9 protein-coding genes are annotated in these 12,246 nt (G+C 73.8%); 5 read left to right on the top strand and 4 right to left on the bottom strand.

The window, feature by feature from the left end:
- Nucleotides 1-256 precede the first annotated feature (256 nt).
- Nucleotides 257-661, top strand: a complete 405-nt coding sequence (locus ACF07S_RS12840; RefSeq protein WP_391965158.1) for a DUF3040 domain-containing protein — start codon at nucleotides 257-259, stop codon at nucleotides 659-661.
- 282 nt (nucleotides 662-943) lie between these two features.
- Here ACF07S_RS12840 and ACF07S_RS12835 read toward each other — a convergent pair whose 3' ends face one another.
- From ACF07S_RS12835 to ACF07S_RS12820, 4 genes are all read right to left on the bottom strand, one after another.
- Nucleotides 944-3,283, bottom strand: a complete 2,340-nt coding sequence (locus ACF07S_RS12835; RefSeq protein ID WP_391974244.1) for a DUF3488 and DUF4129 domain-containing transglutaminase family protein — start codon at nucleotides 3,281-3,283, stop codon at nucleotides 944-946.
- A 47-nt stretch (nucleotides 3,284-3,330) separates the two neighbouring features.
- The gene (locus ACF07S_RS12830) at nucleotides 3,331-4,692 is read right to left on the bottom strand and encodes a DUF58 domain-containing protein (RefSeq protein ID WP_391974171.1); all 1,362 of its coding nucleotides are present in this window, start codon (nucleotides 4,690-4,692) and stop codon (nucleotides 3,331-3,333) included.
- On the bottom strand, nucleotides 4,692-5,729 hold the full coding sequence (locus ACF07S_RS12825) for an AAA family ATPase (protein ID WP_391974170.1): 1,038 nt from the start codon (nucleotides 5,727-5,729) through the stop codon (nucleotides 4,692-4,694). Before ACF07S_RS12825 ends, ACF07S_RS12830 begins: the two co-directional genes overlap by 1 nt.
- 269 nt (nucleotides 5,730-5,998) lie before the next feature.
- Complete coding sequence (locus tag ACF07S_RS12820) at nucleotides 5,999-6,547, bottom strand: beta-class carbonic anhydrase (protein ID WP_391974169.1); 549 nt, start codon at nucleotides 6,545-6,547, stop codon at nucleotides 5,999-6,001.
- 422 nt (nucleotides 6,548-6,969) lie between these two features.
- Between ACF07S_RS12820 and rsmH the strand changes: the two genes are divergently transcribed.
- The 4 genes from rsmH to ACF07S_RS12800 all read left to right on the top strand — a co-directional run bounded on the left by rsmH (nucleotide 6,970) and on the right by ACF07S_RS12800 (nucleotide 12,242).
- Nucleotides 6,970-7,926 carry a 16S rRNA (cytosine(1402)-N(4))-methyltransferase RsmH gene (gene rsmH, locus ACF07S_RS12815; protein ID WP_391965154.1) on the top strand — a complete coding sequence of 319 codons (957 nt, stop codon included), beginning with the start codon at nucleotides 6,970-6,972 and terminating at the stop codon, nucleotides 7,924-7,926.
- A gap of 73 nt (nucleotides 7,927-7,999) precedes the next feature.
- Nucleotides 8,000-8,530: a hypothetical protein gene (locus ACF07S_RS12810; RefSeq protein ID WP_391965153.1), complete on the top strand. Its 531-nt coding sequence runs from the start codon at nucleotides 8,000-8,002 to the stop codon at nucleotides 8,528-8,530.
- A gap of 5 nt (nucleotides 8,531-8,535) precedes the next feature.
- Nucleotides 8,536-10,488, top strand: coding sequence for a penicillin-binding transpeptidase domain-containing protein (locus ACF07S_RS12805; RefSeq protein WP_391965152.1), 1,953 nt, complete (start codon nucleotides 8,536-8,538; stop codon nucleotides 10,486-10,488).
- Nucleotides 10,489-10,658: 170 nt separating this feature from the next.
- Nucleotides 10,659-12,242: a UDP-N-acetylmuramoyl-L-alanyl-D-glutamate--2,6-diaminopimelate ligase gene (locus ACF07S_RS12800; protein WP_391965151.1), complete on the top strand. Its 1,584-nt coding sequence runs from the start codon at nucleotides 10,659-10,661 to the stop codon at nucleotides 12,240-12,242.
- The last annotated feature ends 4 nt before the right edge of the window (nucleotides 12,243-12,246 follow it).

Raw genomic sequence — 12,246 nt, 5'->3', positions numbered from 1 at the left:
CGGCCCCGTCGCCCCGGCCGTGCATGGAGTGCGCCACAGGCCCCCCGAATGGCGGCTGGGCGCCGTATGATCGAGGGAGACTGTCCGGCATGACGGGTCGGCCGCCGGGGAATGAACAGCCTCAGCGGGCCGGGACGTGCGTGGTGGTACCGGTTGGCCAATTGGCGCAGAGGGGCGGGTTTCACGGGGGCGATTCCCTGCCTATCCTGAAGGGACCCCCGGGTCGCCCCGGCGACTGCACGATGAGGAGGACTCCGTGCCGCTCTCGGAGCACGAGCAGCGCATGCTCGAGCAAATGGAGCGAGCGCTGTACGCCGAAGATCCCAAGTTCGCGACGGCGCTCGAGGGAAGCGGGCTGCGTACGTACACCCGGCGACGGGTCTACCAGGCGGTCGCGGGCTTCCTCGTGGGTATTGCGCTCCTCATGGCCGGTATGGTCGCCCAGCAGGTCTGGCTCAGCGTCGTGGGATTCCTCGTGATGCTGGGCTGCGCGGTACTCGCGGTGACCGGCTGGCGCAAGGCGCCCAAGCCGGGCGAGCAGGCCGCCGTCGGCACCCCGGGTGAGCCGCATGCGGGCCGGCAGGGCAGACAGCGCCGCTCCATGATGAACCGCATAGAGGAGCGCTGGCAGCGCCGGCGCGACGAGCAGGGCGGCCACTAGGCCCCGGGTCCCGACCCCGGCGCCGTCCTCAGGATCCGGCCACCGGGCGACGGCTCCCGGCGGCATCAAGTGAAAAGCACGGCTCAGGGGGTGACCACCGGCACGGTGGTCACCCCCTGACGCGTGTCCTCACCGAACGTCCCGCACCCGCCGCGCCGTCCGGGCGGTACCGGCGGGACACCCGAAGCCGTCCCGCCCCCGGACGCCCGGCTCTCCCCGGGCGTCTCCGGCCCGCTGGACCCACCGGGCGGGACGGCGGCCGGTGCCGTCCCGCCCGCGGGTTCAGCCCCGCTGCCGTGACGGCTTGCGCCAGGCCGGCCGCATCGCGACGACCCGCTCGCGGACGCCGGACCGCCAGGCCGACACCGCCCACACCACCCGCACGGCGGAGCGCGGGGCGAACACCGCGCGCAGCCGCGTCCACCGGCCGACCGGGGCCCGCAGACCCGCGATCACCCGGCGCACGTCGTCGGTCAGACCCACCGCCGGGCGTGGCCGCGGCGCGTACAGGACCTGCTCCACCGCATCGGCCACCCGGTGCACCGACGCCGCCGCGCCCTCGTCGAGACGGCCGAGCCGCACGATGCGGGCCGCCGCCCCGCGCGGGGTCAGCGACCCGTCCGGAGAGACACCGTGGTCCCACGCCGTGTCGGTCAGCTCGTCCCAGAGGGCCAGCACGTACGGCGCCGCGTCCGCCTCCGACCGGCCGTGCGCGCCGAGCCGCGACGCCCGGGTCCTCGTCCGCCACAGCATCGGCGACAGCGGCAGCACCAGCACGGCGAGACCGGCCAGCGCCCACCCCAGCAGCGCGTACCACTTCGGCCCGTCGTCGTCCGTGGCCAGGGCCGCCTGCGGCGACTCGCTCGCACACGCCCCCAGCCGCTTCCTCTCCGCCGTGCAGCTCTCGTTCTCCGAGGGCGCGGCGGACGGCTCCTCGGGCGCCGTCCGGGACGGCCGGGCGGGGTCGGGCACCGTGCTGTCCGCGGCGTCCGGCACGGTGTACGACGGCGTCGAACCACGGGTCGGGGTCGGCTCGAAGCGGGTCCAGCCCACGCCCTCGAAGTACAGCTCCGGCCAGGCGTGCGCGTCCCGCAGACCGACCGCGACCGTGCCGTCCGCCTGCGGCGTGCCCGGCGCGAAGCCCACCGCGACCCGCGCCGGTATGCCCAGCGAGCGGGCCATCGACGCCATCGCGAAGGAGAAGTGCACGCAGAAACCCTGTTTGTCCCGCAGGAAACGGGCGATCGCCTGCGAGCCGCTGCCGACGTCCACCTCGGTGTCGTACTCGAAGCCGCCGTTCAGCGTGAAGTACTCCTGGAGCGCCACCGCCTGTTCGTAGGCGTTGTCCGCGTCCCCGGTGACCTCGCGGGCGGTCCGGGACACCGCGGCCGGCAGCGAGTCCGGCAGCTCGGTGTAATCGCGTTCCATGGCGAGCCGCGGCCGGGGCGCGTCGGCCAGCTGCTCCGGCGTGGGCCGCACGTCGAGGCTGCGCACCTCGTAGGTCAGACCGCGGGTGTTCTGGCCGTGGTCGCCGACCAGGGTCATGCCGACCGGCTCGTAGCGCCAGTTGCCCTCGATGCTCACCCCGCTCGGCGGGTACGGCATCGGCAGCCAGTCCTGGGCGTACCAGTCGGCGGTCGAGATCGTGGTGCCGGCCTCCGTGCGCCCCGTGCCGGGGCCGAGGCCCGGCGGGGTGGGGAACGGGCCGTCGGGCACGGTGGTGATGGACCGCTTCGACGGCTTCCACGTGGTGCCGTCGAAATCGTCCAGGGACACGATCCGCAGGTACAGGCCGGACACGTCGGCCAGCTCGGAGCGCACCGACATGACCTGACGGTCCTCGTCCACGTTCAGCGAGTCGCGCAGCGACACCAGCGGGTTCACCGCGGAGATGGTGCCGCCCCCGCCGCCGCCCGAGCCGACGCCCGCACCGGCGGCGTCCAGCAGGCCGCCGCTCATCGCGGGCAGGCCCAGCGGCACCACCAGGGCGATGCCCAGCGCGACCACACCGATCCGCCGGCCCGTGCGCACCGGTGCCCCCGGGCCGGGCGGACGGCCGCCGGGCCCGGGGGCCACCCCGCCGAAGACCCGGCCCCACTGGGAGAGCCGGTCGCGCCCCTCGGCGAGCAGCAGCATCAGATAGCCGCCCGCCGCCAGCAGGAACCACAGCCAGTCGACGCCGTCGTCGGACAGACCCGCGGCCACCGAGTACAGGGCGAGCAGCGGCAGCCCGGCCGGGGCCGCGCTGCGGAAGGTCACCGCGAGGGTGTCCACCAGCAGCCCTATCACCAGGACACCGCCGACCAGCATCAGCCGGATGCCGTCGGACAGCGGCGCCGGGATGGCGTACCGGCTGACGTCCCTGCCGCCCTGCTCCAGCAGCTCGGCGAAGAAACGGACGGCGTCCGGACCGGGTATCAGCCCGGCGAAGGCGTGCTCACGCGCGAAGACCAGGGTCAGCAGCAGCAGGGTCACGAGAGCCTGCGCCGCCACCGTCACCGGACGCGCCGACGGAAGCCGCCGGACCGCCGCGCCCACCCCCGACTGCGCGGCCAGCAGCAGCGCCGCCTGGAGCATCCAGGACGCCGGTTCGACCAGCGGCAGCAGGGCGCACGCCGTCATCAGCGTGGCCGCCCACGCGCACAGCGCCAGCCTCGCCCGCCCGCTGATCACGGTCCCACCCCACCGCTCGCGGCGGCCAGGCCCGGGCGCTCCCGGTCGGCCTGCCGCCACAGCCCCTCCAGCGAGGCGCCCCGCGGCACTGCCAGGGCCGTCCAGCCCGCCTCGCGCAGCATCCGCAGTCTCTCCCCGCCCTCGTCCGACGGACCGGGCGCCTCGACCGGCTCCCGCAGCCAGGACCCGCCCTGCAGCACGAAGGCGAGGGCGCCTCCGCTGCGCTGCCGCATCCGGGCGAGCACCGCGGCCTGCTCCTCGTCGAGGTCGCCGAGGAAGGCCACCAGCAGCCCCTCGCTCCCGCCGCGCAGCACGTCGTAGGCGCGGGACAGGCCGGCCTCGTCGGAGTGGTCCACCACGGCGAGGGTGTCCATCATCAGCCCGGCCGCGTCCGCCGACTCCTGGCTCGCGCCCGCGAACCCGTCGGCCCCCTCGCCCGGCACCGAACTGCCGGTGTCGGTGAGCAGCCGCACCGAGAAGCCCCGCTCCAGCATGTGCACCAGCACGGAGGCCGCGCCCGACACCGCCCACTCGAACGCCGAGTGGGGACCGGCGCCCGGGTAGGCGACGGCCCGGGTGTCCAGCAGCACCGTGCACCGGGCGCGCTGCGGCTGTTCCTCGCGGCGCACCATCAGCTCGCCGTAGCGCGCGGTGGAGCGCCAGTGCACCCGGCGCAGATCGTCGCCGTAGCGGTATCCGCGCGGGATCACGTCGTCCTCGCCGGCCAGCGCCAGCGAACGCTGCCGCCCGTCGCCGTACCCCTTCGCCTCGCCGCTCAGCCGCACCGGCGGCAGCGGTTCCACGCGGGGGATCACCGTCAGCGTGTCGTACGTCGAGAAGGACCGGGTCAGCTCGCACATCCCGAACGGATCGCTCAGCCGCAGCTGCAGCGGGCCCAGCGGATAGCGGCCGCGCAGGTCGGAGCGGACCCGGTAGGACACCTCGCGGCGCCCGCCCGCCTCCACCCGGTCCAGCACGAACCGGGGACGCGGACCGAGCACGTACGGCACCCGGTCCTGGAGCATCAGCAGGCCCGTCGGCATCCGCGAGACGTTCTCCATCCGCAGGTGCACCCGTGCCTCGGAGCCGGCCGGCACCCGCCCGGGGGAGAGCCGGCGGCTGCCGGCGACCCGGTAGCGGGTGCGGTAGAGCACGGTCGCGCACAGCAGCGGCAGCACCGCCAGCAGCAGCCCGACCCGCAGCAGGTCGCTCTGCCCGAGCACGTACGCGCAGACCGCGGCCGCCACACCGGCGGCGAGGAAGGAGCGTCCCCGGGTGGTGAGCCCCGCCAGGGCCGTCCGGACACCGTTGCGGTCGTCCCTGCCGCCCTCGGCGTGGACGGCGCCCGCGGTGGTCATCACAGCCTCCGGGGCGGCTGCTGGCCGTAGCCCGGGGCGCCGTGGCCCGGCCCGAGAGCGCTCTGCGGCGCGGCCGCCGCCGGGACCGGCGTGCGCTGCAGGATCTCCTGCACCACCTGCTCGGCGGTGCGGCGGTTCAGCTGGGCCTGGGCGGTGGGCAGCAGCCGGTGGGCGAGCACGGCCACGGCGAGCGCCTGCACGTCGTCCGGCAGCGCGTACTCCCGGCCGCCGAGGGCCGCGGATGCCTTCGCCGCACGCAGCAGGTGCAGCGTCGCGCGCGGCGAGGCGCCGAGTCTGAGGTCGGGGTGCGTGCGGGTCGCGGAGACCAGGTCCACCGCGTACCGGCGGACCGGCTCGGCCACGTGCACGCCGCGCACCGCCTCGATCAGCTTCACGATCTCGTGCGCGTGCGCCACCGGCTGGAGGTCCTCCAGGGGGGAGACGCCGCCGTGCACGTCCAGCATCCGCAGTTCGGCCTCCGCGCTCGGATAGCCGACCGAGACCCGGGCCATGAAGCGGTCGCGCTGGGCCTCCGGCAGCGGGTAGGTGCCCTCCATCTCGACCGGGTTCTGGGTCGCGACGACCATGAAGGGGCTGGGCAGTTCATAGGTCTTGCCGTCGATGGTGACCTGGCGCTCCTCCATCGACTCCAGCAGCGCGGACTGGGTCTTCGGCGAGGCGCGGTTGATCTCGTCGCCGATCACGACCTGCGCGAAGATGGCGCCCGGCTTGAACTCGAAGTCGCGGCGCTGCTGGTCCCAGATGGACACGCCGGTGATGTCCGAGGGCAGCAGGTCCGGTGTGAACTGGATCCGCCGCACCGAGCAGTCGATGGACCGCGCCAGTGCCTTGGCCAGCATCGTCTTGCCGACTCCCGGGACGTCCTCGATGAGCAGATGTCCCTCGGCGAGCAAGACGGTCAGCGAGAGCCGTACGACCTCGGGCTTCCCCTCGATCACGCCTTCCACCGAACCCCGCACGCGTTCCACCACGGCGGTCAGATCAGTGAGGCTCGCTCGATCGTCATAGGTCGTCACCCGGCCCTCCTCGGCCTTTCCCCGCGCCCCGGGAAGGAACGGGGACCCCAAATGTCCCGGGCCGGCACCTTGCTGTCGGACCGGCCCACCCCAATCACGGACACCACGCGGGAAAAGTTCCGCGTGACACCACTCCCGCATTCTCGCCGCCGTTACCGATTCGTGTCACTCGCCTGTGGACAACCGGCGGTGACATGTCGGGTTTTCACGATGTCCGACGGATTTCGGAGGCAGGTGCCCCGGGGTGGGCGGCCGGAACGTCCCCGAGGTCAGGCGGGGTCGATCTCGCGCAGCAGGCCCGTCTTCACGTCGAAGACGAAACCGCGCACGTCGTCGGTGTGCGGCAGGAACGGCGAGGTGCGCACGCGCCGCATCGACTGCCGCACGTCCTGGTCGACGTCCCGGAAGGCCTCCACGGCCCAGGACGGCCGCTGGCCCACCTCCATCTCCAGCTCGTGCCGGAACTCCTCGGTGAGGGACTCCAGGCCGCAGCCGGTGTGGTGGATGAGGACCACGCTGCGGGTGCCCAGGGCCCGCTGGCTGATGGTCAGCGAGCGGATCACGTCGTCGGTGACGACGCCGCCCGCGTTGCGGATGGTGTGGCAGTCGCCGAGCGAGAGGCCGAGCGCGCCGTGCAGGTCGAGACGCGCGTCCATGCAGGCCACCACGGCCACGTGCAGTACGGGGCGGGCGTCCATCCCGGGATCGGTGAAGGCGGCGGCGTACTGCTGGTTGGCCTCGACCAGACGGTCGGTGACCGTGCCGGGGCGGATCGTGGCGTTTCCGGAGTCGGCGGGAACCGGTGCAGAAGTCGTCATAGCCATGACGTTACTGGTCACGAGGGGATCAGGCCCGCTGTGAGAGGGGACAAAGAACGTCAGCTGTTCTTGGTGTGAGGTAACCCACAGGGGTGGTGTGAGCTCCCTCCCGCGGGTGATCGGCCCGCTGTACGTCTTGACTCACCGCGTGGTCCGCAACGCGCAGGCCGGTTGATTGACCGGGCGACACCGTGGACTAAAGTGACGCGAAGCGGGAGGCGAGACCGCCCGCCGTACTGATCTTCCCGGAGAACCCGGCGACGACCCGGGGATCTCCCCGCGTGCGCGGCGCGTACGCACGGCTCGGCCTCCTGACGACGCCGGCCGGCCGACGCTCCCGGCGCCGGCCGGCCGCCCCTTCACCGGGGGAGGGGCGGGAACCCGGCGGTGCGTGACGGCCGTGCCGGATTTGAGAGGGCCACTTGAGCCAGAGTCGACACGTCCCGGTGATGCTCCAGCGGTGCCTGGACCTGTTGGCGCCCGCCCTGGAGCGGCCGGGAGCGGTGGTGGTCGACTGCACCCTCGGCCTCGGCGGCCACAGCGAGGCCCTGCTCCGCCGGTTCCCCGAGGCGCGGCTGGTCGCCCTGGACCGCGACAAGGAGGCCCTGCGCCTCTCCGGCGAGCGGCTCGCGCCCTTCGGCGAGCGGGCCACCCTGGTGCACGCCGTCTACGACGAGCTCCCCGACGTCCTCGCCCGGCTCGGCGTCCCGCGCGCGCGGGGGGTCCTGTTCGACCTCGGCGTCTCCTCCATGCAGCTCGACGAGGCCGACCGGGGCTTCGCCTACGCCCAGGACGCCCCGCTCGACATGCGGATGGACCAGACCACCGGGATCGGCGCCGCCGAGGTCCTCAACACCTACCCGCCCGGCGAACTCGTGCGCATCCTGCGCGCCTACGGCGAGGAGAAGCAGGCCAAGCGCATCGTCTCGGCGATCGTGCGCGAGCGCGAGAAGGAGCCGTTCACGAACAGCGCGCGGCTGGTCGAACTGATCCGCGACGCGCTGCCGCAGGCCGCCAAGCGCACCGGCGGCAACCCGGCCAAGCGCACCTTCCAGGCCCTGCGGATCGAGGTCAACGGCGAGCTCTCGGTGCTCGAGCGGGCGGTCCCGGCGGCGGTGAAGGCCCTCGACGTCGGCGGACGGATCGCCGTGCTGTCCTACCACTCGCTGGAGGACCGCCTCGTCAAGCAGGTGCTCGCGGCCGGCGCCGCCACCACCGCCCCGCCCGGGCTCCCGGTCGTACCCGAGCACCACCAGCCCCGGCTCAAGCTGCTCACGCGCGGTGCCGAACTTCCCACCGAGGAGGAGATCGCCGAGAACCGGCGCGCGGCCCCCGCGCGGCTGCGCGGCGCCGAGCGGATCCGGGAGGACGTCGATTGAATCGCATGACGGCGCACGAGGCGGGTGACGGGCCGGGCATACGGGCGGGACAGGCGAACCCAGGGGAGCGTGAGTGAGCAGGAAACCCGAACCGAGGGGGAAGGCCGGGCTGCGGGCGCACCCCGGACCGAAGGGCCGGGCCGCCCGGCTCGCACAGCTGCTGCCCACCGGACGCGCCCAGGCGGCGCGCACCCCCTTCGTCCTCCTCGTCGTCCTGCTCCTCGGCAGCGGTCTGATCGGCCTCCTGGTGCTGAACTCCGCCCTCAGCGAGGGCGCGTTCCAACTCGACGACCTCCAGCGGGAGACCAAGAACCTCACCGACGAGGAACAGGCCCTGCAACGGGACATCGACGCCTACTCCGCCCCCGACGCCCTGCAGCGCCGCGCCGTCGAGCTGGGCATGGTGCCCGGCGGCGACCCCGCTTTCCTGAACCCCGACGGCAGGGTCAAGGGCGTGCCCGGCGCCGCGTCCGCCGCCCGGGCCCCGCTGGTCCTCGCCCCCGGGGGGCCGGCCACCGCGACGGTCCCGGCACCGAGCCCGGCGGCCGTCACCCCGGCCCCCGCCGCCACGCACTCCGCGTCGACATCGAATCCCGGCAGGTGACGGAAGTGTCCGACAGGGAACCGCCCCGCCGACGGGTGCCCGGACCCGCCAGGCCCGCCCGGCCGGGCGCCGGCCCGCGCCCCGGCGCCCGCCCGGCCCGCCGGCCCGCGGGGCCCCGGCCCGGGGCCCCGAAGGTCATCCGGCTGGGCAGCCCACGTCCCCGCCTGCGCCTGATCGGCGCCGCCCTGACCCTCGTCCTGCTCGCCTTCGTCGTACGGCTGGTCCAGGTGCAGGCCGTCGACGCGAGCACCTACGCCGCCAAGGCCGAGCAGAACCGCTACGTCGGACAGGTGCTGGCCGCCGAGCGCGGCGAGATCACCGACCGGAGCGGCGTGGCGCTGGCCACCAGCGAGGACGCCTACGACATCACCGCCGACCCCACGATGTTCGCCCCGGACGAGCTGGAGGTCACCGACGGCCCCGAGCAGGCCGCGGCCCTCCTCGCCCCGATCCTCGGCCAGGACCAGGACGCCCTCGTCGGGAAGCTGCGCCCGGAGAACGAGGCGCTGCGCTATGTCAAGCTGGCCGGCCGCCAGACCCCGGAGGTCTGGAAGCAGATCAAGGACCTGAAGGCCGCGCTGGCGAAGAAGACGGAGACCGACGCGTCCGCCGTCAACGTGCTGGCCGGCGTCTTCTCCGTGCCCACCAGCAAGCGCGTGTACCCCAACAACGAGCTCGCCGCCGGGATACTGGGCTGGGTCAACGCCGAGGGCAAGGGCGGCGGCGGCATCGAGCTCCAGCTGGACAAGCGGCTGACCGGCAAGGACGGCAAGATCCGCTACGCCCAGTCCGGCGGGCGTCTGGTCCCGACCGCGGGCTCCACCGAGACCCCGGCCGTGCCCGGCAGCGACATCGAGCTCACCATCGACCGCGACATCCAGTGGGCCGCGCAGAACGCGATCAGCCGGCAGGTGGAGGAGTCCCGGGCCGACCGCGGCTACGTCATCGTCCAGGACACCCGCACCGGCGAGGTCCTCGCGATGGCCAACGCGCCCGGGTTCGACCCCAACGACCTGACCGAGGCGGACCCGGCGGCGCTCGGCAACGCCGCCCTCCAGGACGCCTACGAACCCGGCTCCACCGCCAAGGTCCTCTCGATGGCGGCCGTCCTCGAGGAGAACGCCGCCACCCCGCGGACCCACGTCGTCGTGCCCAACCGGCTGCACCGCGGCGACCGGCTGTTCAAGGACGACATCGACCACCCGACCTGGTATCTCACGCTCAACGGCGTGCTCGCCAAGTCCAGCAACATCGGCACCATCCTCGCCACCGGCCAGCTCGGCAAGACGCAGGCGCAGGCCAACCGGGTCCTCTACGACTACCTGCGCAGGTTCGGCTTCGGCGGCGACACCGGGCTCGGCTTCCCCGGCGAGACCAAGGGCATCCTCGCCCCGCCGGACACCTGGTCCACCTCGCAGCAGTACACGATCCCTTTCGGCCAGGGCGTCTCCATCAACGCCATGCAGGCCGCGTCCGTGTACTCGACCATCGCCAACGGCGGCGTCCGGATCGAACCCACGCTGGTGCGCGGCTCCAAGGGGCCCGACGGACGCTTCACCCCGGCCCCGAAGCCCGGGAAGACACGGGTCGTCAGCGAGAAGACGGCGAAGACGCTCGCCCGGATGCTGGAGTCGGTCGTGGACGACGAGGAGGGCACCGGCACCCGGGCGCGCATCCCGGGTTACCGGGTCGCGGGGAAGACGGGTACGGCCAACCGCGTGGATCCGGCCACCGGCAAGTACCACGGCTACACCTCGTCCTTCGCCGGATTCGCCCCCGCCGACAAGCCCAGGATCACCGTCTACTGCGTCATCCAGAACGCCACCGAGGGCAACTACTTCGGCGGCCAGATCTGCGGACCCGTCTACAAGCAGGTCATGGAGTTCGCCCTGAAGACCCTCCAGGTGCCGCCGACCGGCGCCGCTCCCGCCGACCTCCCGGTCACCTTCACACCCTGACCCGTACCGAGCACCGAGCCACCAGGAACCACCCCGTGACGACGATCACCCCCGACCCCGGGAACCAGCACACCCCCCGCACCTCGCTTGGCCCCCGGGCCGGTGCGCCCGGTACGCTCACCGCCGTGCCACACGCCGATCAGTCCCAAACCACCCAGAAGGGCCACCCCGTGACATATCCGGGACCGCCCCGTCCGGTGCGGCTCTCCGCCACCTCCCTCGCGGAACTCGCCGGTCAGCTGGGTGTCCCCGCGCCGGAGAAGACCGCCGAGGTCACGGGCATCACCCATGACTCGCGCGCCGTCCGGCCCGGCGACCTGTACGCCGCCCTCCCGGGCGCCCGCACGCACGGCGCCGACTTCGCCACCCAGGCCGCCGGCCTCGGCGCGGTCGCCGTGCTCACCGACCCGGCCGGCGCCGAGCGCGTCGCCGCGACCGGACTGCCGGCGCTCGTGGTCGACGACCCGCGCGCGCGGATGGGCGAACTGGCCGCCACCGTCTACGGCCACCCCGGCCGGGACCTGCTCCAGATCGGCATCACCGGCACCTCGGGCAAGACCACCACCGCCTACCTCGTCGAGGGCGGCCTGAGGGCCGTCCGCGGCACGGACGAGGAGGGCGGACGCGGAACGCCGTCGGCCGGTGGCGGTGGCGGTGGCGGGCGACGGGTGGGACTGATCGGCACCGTCGAGATGCGCATCGGCGACGAGCGCATCAAGTCCGAGCGCACCACGCCCGAGGCCACCGACCTCCAGGCCCTGCTCGCCGTCATGCGCGAACGCGGCACCGACGCGGTCGCCATGGAGGTCTCCAGCCACGCCCTGGTCCTCGGCCGGGTCGACGGCTGCGTCTTCGACGTCGCCGTCTTCACCAACCTCAGCCCGGAACACATGGAGTTCCACTCCGGCATGGAGGACTACTTCCGGGCCAAGGCGCGGCTCTTCACGCCGGAGCGCAGCCGGCTCGGCGTCGTCAACACCGACGACGAGTACGGCCGGCGGCTCGCCAGGGAGGCCGAGGTCCCGGTCGTCACCTACTCCGCCGAGGGCCGCCCCGACGCCGACTGGCGCGCCGAGGACGTCGAGATCGGCCCGATGGACTCGACGTTCACCGTGGTCGGCCCCAAGGACGAGCGGGTCGCCGCCCGGTCGCCGCTGCCGGGCCCCTTCAACGTGGCCAACACCCTCGCCGCGATCGCCGCGCTGGCCGCCGCCGGACTCGACCCGCAGGCCGCCGCCGACGGCATCGCCGCCGTGCCGGGCGTACCGGGCCGGCTGGAGCGCGTGGACGCCGGGCAGCCGTACCTCGCGGTGGTCGACTACGCCCACAAGACCGACGCGGTCGAATCGGTGCTGCGCGCCCTGCGCAAGGTCACCGAGGGCAAGGTGCACATCGTGCTCGGCTGCGGCGGCGACCGCGACCGGACCAAGCGCGCCCCCATGGGCGCCGCCGCCGCGCGACTGGCCGACACCGCCGTACTGACCTCCGACAACCCCCGCTCCGAGGACCCCCTCGCGATCCTCGCCACCATGCTCCAGGGCGCGGCCTCCGTGCCCGCCCACGAGCGCGGCGAGGTGCAGGTCTTCGAGGACCGGGCCGCCGCGATCGCCGCCACCGTCGCCCGGGCACGGCCCGGCGACACCGTGCTGGTCGCCGGCAAGGGCCACGAGCAGGGGCAGGACATCGCCGGGGTGGTGCGTCCCTTCGACGACCGCCAGGTGCTTCGCGAAGCCATCAAGAAGACCCAGGGATGAACTT

The sequence above is a fragment of the Streptomyces sp. NPDC016640 genome (genome assembly GCF_043076215.1).
In the GTDB taxonomy this organism is placed as follows: Bacteria; Actinomycetota; Actinomycetes; order Streptomycetales; family Streptomycetaceae; genus Streptomyces.
This window is presented reverse-complemented; position numbering and strand designations above follow the sequence as displayed.